The sequence below is a fragment of the Cohnella zeiphila genome, from assembly GCF_014212055.1.
Classification (GTDB): domain Bacteria; phylum Bacillota; class Bacilli; order Paenibacillales; family Paenibacillaceae; genus Cohnella; species Cohnella zeiphila.
Map to the genome: position 1 here is coordinate 236,476 of NZ_JACJVO010000003.1, position 17,744 is coordinate 254,219.

The 17,744-nt window shown below is 60.5% G+C and carries 14 protein-coding genes; 6 read left to right on the plus strand and 8 right to left on the minus strand.

Annotated elements, in window-relative coordinates; all coding sequences use genetic code 11:
• Window positions 1-287 precede the first annotated feature (287 nt).
• The 7 genes from H7C18_RS03495 to H7C18_RS03525 form a co-directional block, all read right to left on the minus strand.
• A complete protein-coding gene (locus H7C18_RS03495; RefSeq protein ID WP_185127613.1) occupies window positions 288-1,721 on the minus strand; it encodes an ABC transporter substrate-binding protein in 1,434 nt (477 codons plus the stop codon).
• Between the two features lie 34 nt (window positions 1,722-1,755).
• Window positions 1,756-2,901 carry an efflux RND transporter periplasmic adaptor subunit gene (locus tag H7C18_RS03500; RefSeq protein WP_185127614.1) on the minus strand — a complete coding sequence of 382 codons (1,146 nt, stop codon included), beginning with the start codon at window positions 2,899-2,901 and terminating at the stop codon, window positions 1,756-1,758.
• Between the two features lie 25 nt (window positions 2,902-2,926).
• The gene (locus H7C18_RS03505; protein ID WP_337912820.1) at window positions 2,927-3,832 is read right to left on the minus strand and encodes a carbohydrate ABC transporter permease; all 906 of its coding nucleotides are present in this window, start codon (window positions 3,830-3,832) and stop codon (window positions 2,927-2,929) included.
• A complete protein-coding gene (locus tag H7C18_RS03510; protein ID WP_238357439.1) occupies window positions 3,829-4,707 on the minus strand; it encodes a carbohydrate ABC transporter permease in 879 nt (292 codons plus the stop codon). The genes H7C18_RS03505 and H7C18_RS03510 overlap by 4 nt, the downstream gene beginning before the upstream one ends.
• A 197-nt stretch (window positions 4,708-4,904) precedes the next feature.
• Window positions 4,905-5,756, minus strand: coding sequence for a hypothetical protein (locus H7C18_RS03515; protein WP_185127616.1), 852 nt, complete (start codon window positions 5,754-5,756; stop codon window positions 4,905-4,907).
• Complete coding sequence (locus H7C18_RS03520) at window positions 5,756-6,076, minus strand: PadR family transcriptional regulator (protein ID WP_185127617.1); 321 nt, start codon at window positions 6,074-6,076, stop codon at window positions 5,756-5,758. The genes H7C18_RS03515 and H7C18_RS03520 overlap by 1 nt, the downstream gene beginning before the upstream one ends.
• 329 nt (window positions 6,077-6,405) lie before the next feature.
• Window positions 6,406-6,918, minus strand: coding sequence for a hypothetical protein (locus H7C18_RS03525; protein ID WP_185127618.1), 513 nt, complete (start codon window positions 6,916-6,918; stop codon window positions 6,406-6,408).
• A gap of 404 nt (window positions 6,919-7,322) precedes the next feature.
• Here H7C18_RS03525 and glmS point away from each other — a divergent pair, with 404 nt between their 5' ends.
• From glmS to H7C18_RS03555, 6 genes are all read left to right on the plus strand, one after another.
• Window positions 7,323-9,146: a glutamine--fructose-6-phosphate transaminase (isomerizing) gene (gene glmS / locus H7C18_RS03530; RefSeq protein ID WP_185127619.1), complete on the plus strand. Its 1,824-nt coding sequence runs from the start codon at window positions 7,323-7,325 to the stop codon at window positions 9,144-9,146.
• Between the two features lie 12 nt (window positions 9,147-9,158).
• Complete coding sequence (locus H7C18_RS03535) at window positions 9,159-11,405, plus strand: hypothetical protein (protein ID WP_185127620.1); 2,247 nt, start codon at window positions 9,159-9,161, stop codon at window positions 11,403-11,405.
• 6 nt (window positions 11,406-11,411) lie between these two features.
• Complete coding sequence (locus H7C18_RS03540) at window positions 11,412-12,527, plus strand: HEAT repeat domain-containing protein (protein WP_185127621.1); 1,116 nt, start codon at window positions 11,412-11,414, stop codon at window positions 12,525-12,527.
• Between the two features lie 108 nt (window positions 12,528-12,635).
• Window positions 12,636-14,066, plus strand: coding sequence for a glycosyltransferase family 2 protein (locus H7C18_RS03545; RefSeq protein ID WP_185127622.1), 1,431 nt, complete (start codon window positions 12,636-12,638; stop codon window positions 14,064-14,066).
• A gap of 16 nt (window positions 14,067-14,082) precedes the next feature.
• Window positions 14,083-14,967 carry a response regulator transcription factor gene (locus H7C18_RS03550; protein WP_185127623.1) on the plus strand — a complete coding sequence of 295 codons (885 nt, stop codon included), beginning with the start codon at window positions 14,083-14,085 and terminating at the stop codon, window positions 14,965-14,967.
• Between the two features lie 35 nt (window positions 14,968-15,002).
• Window positions 15,003-16,370 carry a nucleotide sugar dehydrogenase gene (locus tag H7C18_RS03555; RefSeq protein ID WP_185127624.1) on the plus strand — a complete coding sequence of 456 codons (1,368 nt, stop codon included), beginning with the start codon at window positions 15,003-15,005 and terminating at the stop codon, window positions 16,368-16,370.
• Window positions 16,371-16,772: 402 nt separating this feature from the next.
• Here H7C18_RS03555 and H7C18_RS03560 read toward each other — a convergent pair whose 3' ends face one another.
• Window positions 16,773-17,711 carry a hypothetical protein gene (locus H7C18_RS03560; RefSeq protein WP_185127625.1) on the minus strand — a complete coding sequence of 313 codons (939 nt, stop codon included), beginning with the start codon at window positions 17,709-17,711 and terminating at the stop codon, window positions 16,773-16,775.
• Window positions 17,712-17,744: the final 33 nt, after the last annotated feature.

Here is a 17,744-nt window from a genome sequence, read left to right on the forward strand (position 1 = left end):
AGAAAGGCCGAGCCGGCTTGGCGCGCATGCGATGCAAAACATGGCATGCGGAGACGTCTGCGGCAGAACGCCGCGACCATGCGATCCGAAACATCGTATCGCATGGTCGGGTTTCGGCTTTTGCCGCATGAGGTACACGAATCCCATTTGAGGCGGCTGCAGCCCGATGAGTCACCCTCAATTGACGAAATCCAAAGCTGCCAAAGGCTGCAGCCGTAAACTTGGGCAAGCGCGGGGCGGCAAGATGACACATTCTTATCTACGCACGAACGGCGCCGGTCCGCCGCCTACTCGTTCAAATACGTGCGGACTCGGTTGGCCACGGCTTTCGCCACCGCGTCCGACGACTTGCCGCCTGAGAAGTAGGAAGCGGTCTCTTCCTTGATCATGCCGATCACTTTGTCGTCCTTGCGCTCGTATTTGCCGACGGAAGGAAGCAAGGCGAGCGCTGTATTCATCTGATCATCGGTAATGGAAAGCGATTGCGCCGGCCCATTGGCTGGCTGAAACATCATTTTGTCACCGCCGCTTTGCAACTCCTTGGAGAAATCATCCATCCTCGTCTTGGCTGCCACTTGATTGACTGGGAACGCCATCATCGATGCAGAGGATTGGATCTCTTCCGAGAGCAGGAATTTGATGAATTCCCAAGCGGCCGGCTTGACCTTGGAGCGGTCGTTGAGCGCGAACGCCAGATCGGAATCGAAAGGAAGCCCTTCATCCTGGCCTGAGCCGGGCGGACTCAGCACTTCGCCGTCGCCCCCTCCGACGACCTTTGGCAGTATGGCCAAATCTTGAATCATCTGCATGGTCATCGGCGAGAACACCTGACTTGTATTGCCGAGGTTGCTTGATGCGGCGCCGCTGTCATACAGTTGCTTCACTTGCTCCAGGTATCCCTTGAATGCCGCTTCGTCAAACGACGAGATGCTGCCCTGCTTGGTAACGAGCCGATCGTACACTGTCGTCGTCAAATAGACGAGCACATCTTCCGGCTTAAAGCCTCCCAACGCCTGCGGCGTCGTTCCGTCCGCGTTAGGCGTGGACGCGATCTTCTGGCATAGGGCGATGAACTGCTCCCACGTCCATGTCTTGTCGTCGACACCGCCCGCCTGATCGATTGCCGGCTTGTTCCCGATCAAGACGTTGAGCGTGTAATCGATCGGAATCGCGTACCAGCCTTTGTCGGCGTCGGTAATACCCTGCAGAACATGAACGTAATAATCGCCCATGTTGAAGTCGGTATCTTGGCTGACGATCGGGCTCCAGTCCGCGAACATGCCTGTGGCCAAGTATTTGTCCACGGGCAAGTAGCTGATGGAGATCAGGTCCGCGGCGTTGCCGGACAAGAGCGCCGTGCCGACGGAGTTGACATATTTGTCTCGGTCCGCCGCCGGAGGTCCTTCTTCGCCGGCTCTCATCTTACTCGTCCCTTTGCCGTCGCTCGTGTCCATCGGCACCGATTCCCGGATTTGTACGTCGATGTCCGGATGTGCCTTCTCGAACCGATCGACGGCATCCTTCAGGAAGCGGTCTTCGGTGAGCGTAGACACGGCGAGCGTCTGCTTGCCGTTCACATCGGATGAAGCCGACGCGGCGGCGGAAGCTGTGCCATCCGTTGCGGCGTCGGGATCGTTGACGCCGGAGCAGGCTGTAAACACGGAGACGATCAGCGCCATCGATGAGGCGCCGGCCGCCCATTTGATTAATTTCTTTCTCATATTCGTTCGTTCCTCCTTCAGGTGAAATGCAAGATTATTCTAATCGAACGCGATCGCCGTCGCTGAGCGGCTCGCTTGCGTCGGTGACGACGCGTTCGTCGGGACCGAGGCCGTTCAAGATAAGGACCGTATCGTCGGTCTGCTCCCCGGTCGTCACGTAGGCTTTCTCCGCGAAGTAGGACGAGCCGAGCGGACCTTCCTTGTCGGTGACGGCGAAAACGTACGTGCCGTTATCATCGGACTTCAGCGCGTCCGTCGATATTTTGAGACCGGGGCTTTGGCTCTGCCGCGGTATGTAGGCGGTCGCTTTCAGGCCCGGCGACAGGTCGGTTCCACTGATGTCGACCGTCACCCGCTTGGCGTCCGAATCGGCGCCGTCCCCGCCCTCCTCGATGGTGGAGATCGTCCCTTGCAGTTGGCGGACATCCGGGCCTGAGAGCGCCTTTTTGCCGCGCACGCCCGCCGCGGTCTGCGTCTGCGGGGCGTCCGCGCCGTCGACCTGCACGGTGACTTTGTCCCCGATGCTCAGGGCGTCTCCGGCATCGCCGGAAGCGGAGATGACGAACTGATAGCCGGAAGCGTCGCTGGCGATCGTGCCTACCGGCTGGCCGGGCGATACGTTCGCGCCCGCCTCGACGTTCAGCGACTCCACGACGCCGTCCGTCGGCGCGCGCAGCACCTGACCGTCGCTAATTTGCCGCTCCAACTCTTCGACTTTGCGCTGCTCCATGTCCAGGCTCAGCTGCTGCGACTCCATATCCCGCTTCTGCCGCTCGATGGCGTCTTGGTCGTCGCCCCTCATCAGCAGCTTCAAGGCGTCTTGCAACTGCTCCAATCGGATTTGCTCCTGCTTGCGGCGCGCCTGCTCGTCTTCGAGCGATCGCTGCGTCGTTGTCGTGTCAAACGTCACTATGGAATCGCCTTTCTTGACGCGGTCGCCCTTCCTGGCCTTCACTTCGCTGACGGTCCAGCTGCCGAGCGGAATCAGCTGCGCCGTATAAGCGGGCTGCAGGTAGCCTTCCGCATCGACGCTCAGGTCGAGGCTGCCCGTGTCCGGCGTCTCGACAGCCACCTTCGGCAGCGTCAGGCTCTGAATGGTGTTGGACAGAAATGTCAGCACAAGCAAACTGCCGAAAAACACGCCGATGGCCCAGCGCAGCGCGATTTTTCTCCGATGCATCGCTTCCTCCTCTCCTCCCGCCGGATCATCCTTTGACCCCGGATCGCTGAATGCCTTCCACGAATTGATCTTCGCCATACAGGAACAGCAGCACCATCGGTGTCATGTACAGCACCGAAGCGGCGAATGCGACGCCCTGGTCTCCTTCGGCGATCTGCGCCAAATAGATGGACAGCGGCTGACGGAACGGCTCCGCGATAAACAGCAGCGGCTGCTCGACCATGTTCCAGTTGTCCGTGAACGCCAGCAGCATGAGCGCGGTCATGCCCGGTTTGACGAGCGGCAGCACGATGTGGACGAAGGAGCGGAAGTGTCCGGCTCCGTCGATCCGCGCCGCCTCCAGATACACGTCGAGAATGCCGGCCGTGAACTGGCGCATCAGGAAGACGCCGAACGCGGCGAACACGCCGGGCCAGATGATGGCGCCGTAGGAGGGCAGCATGCCGAGCTTCTGCGCGACCAGGTAGTTCGGGACGAGCGTCACCTGGAATGGCATGAGCATCGTCAGCAGATACAGGAAGAAGAGCTTGTCTCTTCCCGGCCACGCCAGCTTGGCGAAGGCATACGCGGCCAGTGTGCCGACGACCGTCTGCCCCAGCACGATCGGTGCCGTCAGCTTGACGGAATTCCAGAACAAGGTCAGAAACTTGGCGTGGTTGAAAAGCACGTCGCCGAACGCTTCCAGCGTCGCGCGCTCGGGAATCCAACGAATCGACACATGCTTCGTCGGCATCGCCGAGGCGTCCTTATCGGCGCTCGTATCCCCGCTGTCCGCGAGCGCGCCGTAGTGATGCGATATTTCCCGCTCCGACATGAAGGCGTTCGTCACGGTCAGGGCGATCGGGAACAGGGTGGCGGCGCACAGCGCAATCAATATCGCCAGTTTGGCGCACGCACCGGTGCGGCGCAGAGAGGCGGTCCAGGCCATCATCCTTCCGCCCCCTCACGGACGTGCCGCTCCGCTCGGAACAGCAAATAGACGGCGGCTCCGATGACGATCGCGAGCTGCAAGGCGGCGGAAGTCAGCTTGGAGTAGTCCAGATTTTGAAAGCTGTTGTTCATGAAGTGCTGCAGCGTGTAGATCGCGTCGTTCGGATAGGCGCCGGCGACTAGATACGTCTCCCGGAACACCTTGAACGAGCCGACGATCGACATGACGACCGCGAAGAAGGAGACGGGCGCCAGGCCCGGCCAGGTGATCGACCAAAACCGCCGCCAAGGTCCGGCGCCGTCGATGGCCGCGGCTTCGCGCTGATCCACCGGAATATTGGCAAGTCCGGCGAGGAAGAGCACGAGGTTGTAGCCGACGTTTTTCCAGATATAGACGGCCACCATGACGGTGAACGACCAGCGAGTGTTCATCCAGTCCGTCGGCCGCAGCCCCCATTCGGCAAGCGCGCCGTTGATCGCTCCGTTCCAGTGGAACAGCGCCTGCCAGACGAGCGCGATCGAAGCGACCGGCACGACGAGCGGCAGCAGGAACACCGTACGGAACGTTCGCCGCAGCGGCAGGGCACCGCTCAGCAGCAAGGCGAGCGCGAGCGAGACGGCGAACAGAATCGGAACGCTGACGCCGGCGAAGGCGAGCGAGTTGCCGAACGCCTTGCGAAATGACGCGCTCTCCCACAGCAGCCGGTAGTTGTCGAATCCGACGAAGCGGCTCCGCACAGGCGTGTCGACGAACGAATAGTAGACGACCGCGCCGAACGGCACGAGATAGAACAGCAGGAAGCCGGCCAGACTGGGCCCGAGGAAGGCGAGTATGGAGGCGGCGTTCCGAAGCGAATGCGGACGAAGCTTGAGCAAGCGGTTGCCTCCTTTCCAAATAGGGAGCCCAAACGGTCGCCATCGCTGAGCGGCTCTCTTGCGTCGAAAGTGAATCCATAACTCAGCCGGCATTTATTATGTTTAAATTACTAAGTTTGACTGAATATATGGGCGTTCATAATCAAATGTCATCCTGGATTCCCGAACCGCCTATCCTCGTTACGCAACTCCGGGAATCAAGGAGATATCGCCAGATCGATCCCTCCACGCCTGAGTCCAAGTGAAGCAAAAATGGTTCCTAATGCCATGAATATAACCCCTGTCATACTAAACATTTGGCGGTCCATATCTTGTGAAAAAATGAGTTGCGGTGCATGGGATATGATCATAATAATAAAAACGATTGCTAGAACCAACGAAATGATCATACTTAATGAAATTATGATTTTAGGGATGAACACCCATTTCAGTTCCGACAATATGAATTCGGTTCTTGCAATCATTTGCGATACGGCAACGGTGCCGACTGCAATAAAGAGGAGAGCAAAAAGCATAAGAAATTCATTTAATAGGGAGGGTTGAGGAGTCCGCATTCCCCAAACTGCCGTTACCGCAAATAAAATCAAACACACGATCGCAATCCCGAAGCGTTTTAAAATATCACTTTGCTTACCGGTGACGCCTCGCCTTACCGACATATAAATCAAAAGCAATCCACCCGCCAAAAAAGACACGCTCGCCATACACCCCAAAATGACGATTGCATCAAACACGAATCCAATCGCCGGAAAAGTTGAGGCTTCTTGCTGGAAGATCGGCATCGGATCGGCGATTCTTTGAAGCAAGCATCCACCCGCCCCAAATAACAAGAACGCCCAAAAAATCATCAGGATCCCCGATCGTACGAGGTTCGCCGTCTCGCTTTTCCCACCTTCGACACGGCGGTAATTCAAATGCGCATCTACCGCGCCAATCAACAGATCAAATACGGTAGCCGGTGTGATTTTGTGATCCTCAAGCATCGCCAACATTTCTTCTTCGTAGCGCTCACGCCAAATACGGGGATAAAGACGTAGTAACCAATGCATTATAATCCCTCCAGAGCAGACAAACGGTTTTTCGCTACGGAAACGACTTGTTCCAGCGTTGCGACTTGTTCGCGAAGAACCGCTGCGCCATCTGTTGTAATCCGATACGGCCGCCGTCTTTCCTCTGAAGGAAGGGGTTCAATCCAACCTTGCTTTTCCAGCCGCGATATAGCCCCATAAAGAGTGCCAGGTTCCAATTGCGTACCACTAAACTGCCGTATGTCTTCCATCATGGCGTATCCATGCTTTGGGCCGCTGGATAGGCTTGAAAGAATGAGATACGATGCATCCGAAAACCGTCCAAGCTCCTTTTTTTTCATTCAGCAAGACCTCCCATTTTGCTAAGTTAAAATTACTAATTTAAACTTAATAGTAGGGCGCATTCAACGTTTTGTCAATGAATATGTCAGTCTTAAGAGTCGGTGGAGCGTTGGACCTTGCGGTACTTACGCGGATGCTGGGAAATGTCCCGAAACCTAAATAATGCCCTCAGCCGTTCCTACTGGAGCGACCAAGGGCTGCTGAGTCTAACTTCTCGATATCTTGAAATTCGTTAACCTTTAGGAACCGCCGTATGCGGGCCCCCCCATGTACGGTGATGTGAGAGCTCGGGGGCTAGCCGCCCCCTCGTGCTCGATTCGCTGCGCCATTAAGGCACGTACTGCTGAACGACCTTGACGATCTTGCCGTCCTGAACGGTCAGATGGTACGGGAAGCCCATCATGATCTCCTTGTCGCTCGGCGTGAACAAGGAGACGAACTTCGCTTCGCTGACCCGTTCGTTCCAGTTGATGTCGGCCTCGCTCCATTTGCCCGTGGAATTGTAGTATTGCAGCTCCACCACGGCGTCGGGAGACAACTCGTACGTGTGCGGGTCGACGACGTCGTTGACGATATAGTAGCCGTCCGGCGCCTCGGTCATGTCCGGATCCTGTTCATGTTCGCGGAACGCCTGGTTGGCGGCTTCGCCCTCGTACCACTGAATCGGGTCGGCCGTTACGTAAGTATGGCCGTCCTTCGTCTCGATATCGGTTATATAAACGGTCTGCGTGTCCGGAGTCTGCTTCGTCGGCTGATAGCGGCTGTCGTCGGCCACGACCGCCTGCAGCGGGAGCAGGCAAACGGCGGCTAGCAGAATCCCTCCCCAAAGCTTCTTGCGCATCTCGTACAGCCCCTTTCGGATCGCTTGCTTCTTACATTAATAGACGTTCGGGCGGGCCTAATGGTTGCCGCATACGGAACTTTTTTTCAGATCCGGATGGAACCGAAGAGAACGGATGAACGGCGGCAGATGAGAAAAAGCGTTATAAAGTTTTAACCGTCTCCTCAGGTTTCTAATCAGCCAAAGGGACAATTTGCCCTTGCGGATTTTACTCGCGGCGCCGGGTCCTACACGATCGGCCGAAAGAACGAGTCTCAAGAACCAGATGGGACGGGGCGTCCTCAAACGCCCGTTCAAAATGAGAACTTCCTTAGCCGAGGTTAAGAAACTCTCAGTGTGAAAGCCGCGGGGCGCAGGTATAGTGATTACGTTGTGCTAAAGACGTTGGACAGGAGTGATCGGTTTTGTGCGGAATTATCGGTTATGTCGGCGGCAAGCCGTCCGAGCGTATTCTGGTTGAAGGATTGAAAAAGCTCGAATATCGCGGTTACGATTCCGCCGGCATCGCGCTGTGCACGGAGCAGGGAATGAAAGTGGTCAAGGCCAAGGGAAGGATCGCCGAACTGGAACGCCTTCTCGGGCGGCAGACGCTCCCGCCCGGAACGATCGGCATCGGCCATACCCGGTGGGCTACTCACGGGAAGCCGTCCGACGCGAACTCACACCCTCATACGGATACGTTGATGAAAATATCGGTCGTACACAACGGCATCGTCGAGAACGAGACGGAGCTGCGCAAGGAACTGGAAGAGCAAGGGGCGGTTTTTCGGTCCGAGACGGACACGGAAGTGATCTCCCACTTGATCGCTTTCCATTACGCGGGAGACATCGTGCAGGCCGTGCAGGCGGCGACCCGGCGGATGCGCGGCGCCTACGCGCTGGCCGTCCTGTCCGAGCTGGAGCCGGACAAGCTGGTCGCGGTGCGGCTGCACAGCCCGCTCATTATCGGCATCGGCGACGGAGAGCACTTCGTCGGCTCGGACATTCCGGCCATCCTGGAGCATACGCGGGACGTGTACATTCTGGATGACGGGGAGATGGCCGTGCTGACCCGCGAGGAAGCGCGGCTCATGACGATCGAGGGCAATCCGATCGCCAAGCAGCGGTTCCGCGTCAATTGGGATCTGGCGACGGCGGAGAAAGCCGGCTACGACCATTTCATGTTGAAGGAAATATACGAGCAGCCGAAGGCGTACCGCGATACGTTGGAAGGGCGCCTGTTCCCGCGATATCCGTGGACGTATTTGCCCGAGCTGTCGCTGACGCCGGAGCGGCTGAAGCAGTTCCGGAACGTTCACCTCGTCGCCTGCGGAACGGCCTATCATGCGGGTCTCGTCGGCAAAATGGCGATCGAGCGCTGGGCGCGGCTGCCGGCGGAAGCGGACGTGGCGTCGGAATATCGCTACCGGTCGCCGCTCGCGTCGCCGGAGACGCTCGTCATCGTCGTCAGCCAGTCCGGCGAGACGGCGGACACGCTGGCCGCGCTTCGCGAGGCGAAGCGGCGCGGCGCCCATACGCTCGCCGTCACCAACGTCGTCGGCAGCACGGCGGCCCGGGAGGCGGACGACGTGCTGTTCACGCGGGCCGGCCCGGAAATTTCCGTCGCTTCGACGAAGGCGTACACAACGCAGCTTCTTGTGCTGTATGTGCTCGCGCTTCATCTGGCGCGCGTTCGCGGAACGCTGCCGGACGCGGAGATCGAACCGGTCGTCCGGGCGCTCGGAGAGCTTCCGGAACAGGCCGAGAGCGTACTGCAGCAGGCCGGGGAGATCCGGGGGTACGCGCAGGAGATCGCCTCGCGCGAGCACCTGTTCTTCCTGGGTCGCGGATTGGACTTCGCGGTCGCGCTGGAAGGCTCCCTCAAGCTGAAGGAGATTTCCTATATCCATTCGGAAGCGTACGCCGCCGGGGAGCTGAAGCACGGGACGCTGGCGCTGATCGAGGAGGGCACGCCGATCGTGGCGCTGGCGACGCAGCCGGAGCTGATGAGCAAGACGGCGAGCAACGTTCGCGAGGCGATGGCCCGCGGCGCCGACGTGCTCGGCATCGTCGGCGCGGGCTCGCCCTCCCTGTCCGAACGGCAGCTGACGCTTCCCGATACCCATCCCGCGCTCATGCCGGCGATCGCGGTCGTTCCGCTGCAGCTGTTCGCCTATTACGCGGCGGTCGCCCGGGGCTACGACGTGGACAAGCCCCGCAATCTGGCCAAGAGCGTCACGGTCGAGTAGGGGGTTCCGGCGATGAACGGAACCCGAAGAAGGCCGTGGTGGAGAAAGCGCCCCGCCTTGATCACAGGCGTCGTCGTGCTGGCCGCCTTGCTCGCCGGAGCCGGCTTCTACGCCCGCGAGCGCGCCGTCTTCGCCGTTCCGTCGGTGGAAAGCCAGAAGCTGGCGGACGGCACGCAGCTGAAGTTCAAGACGGCGGGCGAGAACGTCGAGGTTTACCGGGACGGAAGCTGGCAGCCGTTCTTCGCCCAGGGCGTCAACCTGGGCGCGACGCTTCCGGGTTATTTCCCGGGAGAACTGCCGATCGCGAAGAGCGATTATTTGCGCTGGTTCGGGGAGATCAAAGCGATGGGCGCCAACGTCATCCGGATCTACACCCGGCACGAACCGGTCTTCTATGAAAGCTTGGTCGAATACAACCGGAAGCACGCGGACGATCCGCTTTATTTTATCCAAGGCATCTGGTCTCCGGAGGAGGAGCTGATCTCCAAGCAGGACGCCTACGATTCGGACATCGAATCGGCGTTCCGTCAGGAGATCGAGAACGACGTCAAGGCAGTCTACGGGGACGTGACGCTCCCCGAAGCGCAAGGTCAAGCGTCAGGGACGTACAAAGCGAATGCGGGGCCGTACCTGCTCGGATGGAGCGTCGGCACCGAATGGGACCCGGAGATGGTGGCGAACACGAACAAGAAGCATCCCGACAATGCAAGCTATGTCGGTCCGTTCTTCGCGACGACCGCCAAGGCGACGCCGTTCGAGGCCTGGCTGGCCGAGATGGTCGACTACGCGGCCAAAACGGAGGCGATTTACGGCTGGCGCCACCCGATGAGCTTTACCGACTGGGTGACGACCGACGTCCTGTCGCATCCGAACGAGCCGCTGTTCACCGAGGACATGGTCAGCGTGGACGCCACGCATGTGAAGCCGGTCCAGTGGAGCGCGGGCTATTTCGCCACGTATCACGTGTACCCTTACTACCCGGACTTTTTTCGCTATGACGACAAGACCGGGAAGACGGACACGTACGCCGCATATCTGCAAAAATTGAAGGCCTACCATAAAGGAATGCCGATCATGGTGACGGAATACGGCGTTCCTTCGTCGGCCGGCATCTCGCACGCCGCGCCGCTCGGACGGTCGCAGGGCGGCCAGAACGAGACGGAGCAGGGCAAGGTCGACGCCGAGCTGACCGGACTCATTCACGATTCGGGTTACGCGGGCGCGATCCTGTTCATGTGGCAGGACGAATGGTTCAAGAAGACGTGGAATACGATGCCGATGGAACTGCCCGAGGATCGGAGAGCTTATTGGCTCAACGTGCTGACCAACGAGAAGCAGTTCGGCGTGCTCGGCATGTACTCCGGACTGACGGGCAAGCTCATTCTCGACGGCGAAGACGGGGACTGGGACAAGCTGAAGCCGGCGGACAAGACCGAGCTGAAGGCGGACGTTCCCGGCATCGTCAAGCTCGAAGCGGCCCACGATGAAGCTTATGTCTATCTGGGGATTCATCTGGACCACCCGTTCGACCCGGCGAAGGAGAAAGTCGAGATCGGAGCGGACACGCTGCCGGGCGGCAACCGCCACGGATCCGAACTGCCGGACAAGACGCTCGACGAGGGTTTGGAGACGCTGGTCACGATCGGCTCGGATCGGGAGACCGGGGTGAAGATCGCCGCCAGGTACGATATGGAGAAAAGGTTGTACGGCTACGTCTACGGCATGATCGACATGTCCAAGCAGGAGCTTAAGGACGACTCCGGGCTGTTCAACGACTGGAAGCTGCCGGTCAGCCTGAAGATGGAGCCCCCGGATACGAAGTACGCCCATCCGTTCGAGGATTCGAACGCGGGCAAGCTGCGGCGGGGAACGGACAATCCGGCCAGCGCCGCTTACGATTCGCTCGCCATGTGGCAGTACAAGGGCGGCTTCATCGAGCTGCGCATCCCGTGGATGCTGCTCGGCATGGCCGATCCGAGCTCGCTGCAGGCGGTCAGCTACGACATGCCGCAGAAGGAATTCAAGACGACGAAGATCGACGGCATCCGCTTCGTCCCCTGGATCGTCGACAAGGAGACGAACGAGGTGAAGGGTCTGGAGGCCGAGACGGCCGAAGGGACCTATCCCGCGACGAAGCTGCCGAAGTATACATGGAAAGGCTGGGACACGGTCACTTATATGGAACGGCTTAAACCCAGTTACGACGAGATGCGCGACGAATTCGAGAAAATCGGCGGGAAGCCGAAGACGGGGGGTTAGCGGGAGATGCATTCGAACTTGCAGATCGCTTACGGATTCATCGGAGTGCTGGCCGGCATCATCTTGCTCGGCTTGATCGTCCTGTACTCGCTGAAGCTGCGGGACGTTCGCCGCCGCCGCGCGGAGGAACGCTGCTCCGCGAAGCACGGCGACTGGCTCGACTACGTGTTCGCCCATCTGGACGGGGAGGATCCGCTGTACCCGCCGCCCGAACCGCTTCAGGGAGCAGAGAACCGGCTGGTGCTGGATCGTCTGATCGCTTGGATCGAGCAGTTCCGCGGCGAACCGCGGGAGAAGCTGATCGCGCTGTGCGAGCGGATGGGATTCGCGGAGCGGGAGCTGAAGCGGCTGGACAGCCCGCTTCAATGGGTGAAGCTGGACGCGGCCTACCGTCTGGGCTGCTTGCGGGCGCACGAGGCGGTGCCGAGGATGCTGGAGCTGCTCGGCCGGATGCGGAGCGGGCCGCTCGTGTTCATCGTGGCGCGGGCGATCGCCAAGTGCGCCCGCGATTCCGGGGAGCTGCGCGAAATGGCGCATCTGCTGCTCGCGCATAAGAAGGAGGCGGAGCCGCTCATCGCCGACATTCTGCTCGAATCGCCGCTCGATTACACGGCGATGCTGCAGACGTTTCTGCGCAGCGGCGACCCGGAGCGGATTCGGCTCGCGCTCGCCGCGATGCGGAAGGTCGGACCGGCCGGCTCCGGCGACCGGCTGTTCGAGCTGACGCGCTCGGAGCATGCGGCCATTCGCCGGCAAGCGGCGAAGCTGCTGCTGCGGGACTGCGCTTCCCTGGCGGAAGCGCGAATCCGCAGGCTGCTCGGCCATGCGGACCCGGAGATCCGGGCCGAAGCGGTGCAGGCGGCCGGCGGGCTGCGGCGGCGGGAATATGCGGGGCTGCTTCGCGCTTCGATGAACGACCCCGACTGGCAGGTCCGCATGAACAGCGCCTTCGCCCTGGCGAAGCTGGGCGAGGAGGGGCTCGCCGTCCTGCGCGATGCGGCCGACCGGGGCGCGGAGGCGCAGGCGGAAGCCGCGCGCGCCGCGCTGAGGGAGAGCGGCCGCCGGCGCGAGGCCGGATCGCTGCGCAGAGGCGCCGACTGGGTGCCGGTGCGAAGCGTATAGCCGGAAGCCTGGCCGGGAGCCGGCGGCATCGGGGCGATCGCCTCGGGCAAGCCGCGGGCTCGCTCGGCCGGGCCTTCGGGCCGAACGAAGGAACGGAGGATTTTTGCCATGAGAGAGTTGCTGCTCGTCTACGGAACCGTCGCCATGTACGCCGTCATGACGGTGACCTTGATTTATTTTACGATTCTGTTTTTCTCGTACAAAGGAATCTACGCCATGATCAAGGGAGCGTCCTACTCCCGATTCCGCTCGCTGTCGGGCTCGGAGTCGGCGCCCCCGGTGTCGATGATCGTCCCGGCCTACAACGAGGCGCTCACGATCATCGACAACGTCAAATCGCTGCTGACGCTGAACTATCATACTTACGAGGTTATCGTCGTGAACGACGGCTCGAAGGACGATACGATCCAGGTGCTGATCGAAGCCTTCGGGCTCGTCCCTAAGGAAGACGAGACGATCCGATACGCGATCGACTGCACGCAAGTTCGCCATGTCTATCACAATCCGGCGTATCCGAACCTGTACGTCGTGGACAAGCCGAACGGCGGCAAAGCCGATTCGCTGAACGCGGGCATCAACCTGTCCCATTACCCGCTCATCTGCTCGATCGACGCCGACTCCTTGCTGGAGAAGGACGCGCTCATCCGCATGGCCCGGGTGTACATGGAGAACCCGGCCGAGACGGTCGCCATCGGCGGCAACGTCCGGATCGCCAACGGCTGTACGATCCGCGACGGCGTCGTCGCCGAGGTTCGCCTGCCCAAAAAGCTGTGGCCGATGATGCAGACGCTCGAATACATGAAGGCGTTCCTGGGCGGCCGGATCGGCTGGAGCCATATCAACGGCCTGATCATCGTCTCGGGCGCGTTCGGGATGTTCCGCAAGGACGCCGTCGTCGATGTCGGCGGTTACCGGGACGGTTATCCGGGCGAAGACATGAACATCATCATCAAGCTTCACCGCCAGATGCTGGATCTCAAAAAACCGTATCGCGTCGCCTATTGCCCGGATGCGGTCTGCTGGACCCAAGCGCCCGACACCTACCGGATTCTGAGCAGTCAGCGCAAGCGCTGGGGACGCGGCAATCTCAAGAACATGCTGGAGAACCGCGACCTGCTGTTCCGGCCGAAATACAAAGTATTCGGACTGCTGACGGTGCCTTATAACATTCTGTTCGAGACGCTCAATCCGTATTTCAAGCTGACCGGCCTGCTGGCGCTGATCGGCTACGTCGCCTTGGACATGACGCAGTGGCCGGTGTTACTCACCTTCGCCGGAATCAACTTCCTGAGCGGCTACTTGCTGGCGATCGGCTCGCTGGTGCTGGAGCAGCTGGCGTTTCGCCGCTATCCCCGGATGAAGGACCTGGTCAAGATGACCGTTTTCTCGGCGCTCATGTTCCTCGGCTATTACCAGCTCGGCGTACTGTGGCGTTTCCAGGGCCATATCGAGTTCCTGCGCAAAAACAATTCGTGGGGCGTCATGACGCGGCAGAGCTGGAACCAGGAGTCGTCCGCCGCCGTGAATCAAACGCAATAAGAAGGGGGTACCGTCCATGGGCATCGATACGAGACCGGAACCGACCCGCTGGCACGAGCGGATGTATCAGGCCGTGCTGGAGCGTTATTGGAAGCAGGGAGAGGGGAGCGGTTCCGAGGAGCTCCGGGAGCCGGCCTCCGGCGAAGCGGCGACGGAGCCGTTCGGCCTGCTGCTCGTCCGCTTCAACCCGACGGATGACGAGACGATGCGGCGCGTCGTGACCCGGATCCGGGACGAGCTCGAACTGGAACCGGAGCCGGCCGGCGCGCTCTCGGCGATCTACGATCCGGCCGGCCGGCAAGCCGCGCTGCTGCTGTTCGGCTTCACCCGGAGCCGGACGCACTATGCGGCGCTGATGGCCAAGCGGATGCTGCTCGAGCTGGCCCCCGGGCCGTTCGCGCTGCTGGCGGCCGAGGCCGGGGCTCAGCCGGAGCGGGACCCGCTTTTTTTCGAGAGGCTGGCGGACCGGTTCGCCGCGCAGCCGGAGCAATCCGGGCTGACGGTATGGAATGAGCCCGATCCGGCGGACGAATCGACCGGACAATCGCTGCTGCTGGTCGACGGGGACGAGGACATGCGCCGATTTTTGCGGCAGCGGTTCAGCCGGAAAGGGTACCGCGTGCTGGACGCGGGAGACGGGCCGGAAGGGCTTCGCCTGTTCCGCGAGATGAAGCCGGACGTGGTCGTGACCGACCTGAACGTGGCCGGGATCGACGGCTACCATCTGCTTACGCTGCTTCAGGAAGAGGACCCGGAAGCGCGGAGCAAGATCGTCGTGTTCACCGATATCCGGACCGAAGACGCCGTTCGCCGCTGTCTCGGATTGGGCGCGGACGACTACTTGACCCGGCCCTTTTCTCCCGTCGAATTGGAAGAACGCATCGAGAAACTGCTGGCTTGATTTTCGGCCAACACCCGCTTAAAGGAGGAAGATGGATGAACATTTATTCCGCGCGCTTGCACCGGATGATCGAGAATAAAGAAGCGAAGCTCGGGGTCGTGGGCCTCGGCTACGTCGGTTTGCCGCTGGCGGTGGAGATGGTGCGCCAAGGCTTCGAGGTGCGGGGGATCGACCTCGATGAGCGGAAAGTGGAACGGCTTCAGCAAGGACGTTCGTACGTGAAGGACGTCTCCGACGAGAGGCTGTCGGCGGCGCTGGCCAGCGGCCGGTTCGTGCCGACCTCCGACTACGACGCGCTGTCCGAGGTGGACGCCGTCTCCATCTGCGTGCCGACGCCGCTCAGCGCCAACCAGGATCCGGACACCTCCTACATCGTCAGCGTCGTCTCCGAGATCAAGCAGCGCTTCAAGAAAGGGCTGCTGATCGTGCTCGAGAGCACCACGTACCCGGGCACGACCGAAGAGCTGATCCAGCGCGAGCTGGAGCGGATGGGGCTGACGGCGGGACGGGACTTTTTCCTCTGCTTCTCCCCCGAGCGGGTCGATCCGTCGAACGAGAAGTATGCCACCTATAACACTCCCAAGGTGCTCGGAGGGACGACGCCGGAATGCCTGCGGCTCGGCTCTCTTCTGTACGGCAACATCGTCGAAAAGGTCGTGCCCGTCTCGTCCCCCAAAGTGGCGGAAATGTCCAAGCTGCTGGAGAACACGTTCCGCAGCGTCAACATCGCTTTCATTAACGAGATGGCGATGATGTGCGAGCGGATGGGCATCGACATCTGGGAAGTCATTCAGGCGGCAAGCACGAAGCCGTTCGGCTTCATGCCGTTCTACCCGGGACCGGGCATCGGCGGCCACTGCATTCCGCTAGATCCGATGTATCTGTCCTGGAAGGCCAAAGGGTACCGGTTCTACAGCAGCTTTATCGAGCTGGCTCAGTCGGTTAACACGAACATGCCGTATTACGTGTTCAACAAGACGGCGAACATCCTGAACGAGGATTCGAAGTCGCTGCGCAATTCGCGCATCCTGATGCTCGGCATGGCTTACAAGCCGAACGTGGACGACCTGAGGGAGTCCCCCGGCCTCAAGGTGTACGAGCTGTTCCGCGAAGGAGGCGCGATCGTGGACTATTACGACCCGCATGCGGCAACGTTCCGCGATACCGACGGGGAGACGGTTCGCTCGGTTCCCTACAACCTCGAACAGTTCCGCGCTTACGACATCATGGTGCTGATCACCGATCACGACGCCTTCGCCTACGGCGATCTGGCCGCCTTGGGCGTCCCGATCGTGGACACGCGCAACGCGATGCGGTCGATCGGCCTGCCGCACATTCACAAGCTGGGCGCGCCGGTCGAACGGACCCCCGAGGCGGCTTCGGTTCAGACTTCGGCGGGCTGACGCTCGCGTTCCGAGCCTGTCGTCCGGCTGAGCCGGCTATGGCCGCCGGCTTTGGCGGGGGAAACGGGAAAAACTCCCTTTATTCGCTACTGCTGAGACGAATTATGCTTACGAACGGGAAAACCTCCCTCTATTCTGGCGGTTTGGCCTCATTTCGGCCAATTCGGGCGCCATGAAAGGGAGGTTTTCCTTTTATTTTGGAAAATAAGCGTTGCGGGGTCAGAATAAAGGGGGATTTTCCCTTTAGGGTGTTCGATGTGAACGTGCGGGGGGCGCTCCTGCGGCGGGGGGAGACAGAATAAGTGCCGGAAAGCAACAACTCGAGCGTGAACGGGGCGTGGCGGGCATGCCCGGCGATACGGCAAAAAGGAGCTCGCATCCGATAAGCGAGCTCCTTTTTGCTTAGGGCTTGTCCCGCTCCAACGCCATCCAGGCGTCCAGGTCGTGGACGGCGATGCCGCCGAATGCGGAGGCTTTGCCATAGGCGCGCCGGATCTGGGACGATACCCGATTGAAGGGAGCAATCCCTTTGTTCTTGAAAGTCAGTTTGGCGTCCGTGTCCGCGGCTGCGTTCAGCCCGATATAGACGCGGCAGTCCGAGTCCGCCGCCGCATGCTCCATTTCTTGGCGGACGAGCGCGAGCACGCCGTTGTCCCCTTCCGCTTCGGTGCGGTAAGACATCAGCGCGACGGAATCGCTGTTCGCCATCATCCACGCGTCCAGCGTTTTCGCGGAATCGCCGTCCGACCCGGCGGGAATGCCGTCCAACCAGAACGGCAAGTCGACGCCAAGCGCGAGCGAGTGCGCCCATGCGAACTCCCGGGCCGTCGAGACGACGCTTTTCCAATTCCGGATCACGTCGCTTTGATCGCTGTCCCACTCGGGCAGCGAGTACGGCTCGACGTCCAGATGGACGCCCGTAAACCGGGCTTCGGCCGGCACCGAATCGTTATAGTCGGCCACTCGCTGAAGGAATGCCGTCAGCCCGGGGCTTTGCTCCTTCAGCGCCCATTCCCGTTCCCCGCCCAACGCGTGAACGTCGATGTTCTGCCCGCGCGCCGCTTCGATAAAGGAGCGGTACAGCGGAAGTTCCGCAGACTCTACGATAGACCCGGGGGCGTATAAATAAACGGCGACGACCTGGTGCTCTTTCAGAAAAGAGACCGCGGAATCAACCTTGGCCGAGTCGCCGCCAAGCAATCGGTTCAAGTCCCAAACCCAAGTCACGCTGTCCGGGCGCTCGTCCGAATGGCTTGTCCGGAAGGAGATCCAACCGGCCGCGATCACGGCGAGGATGATGATCGCTCCAAATACAAGAAACGTATAGCGATAAATTCTCATAATATCGATTTACCCGTTCCGGAGGCGGCGCAA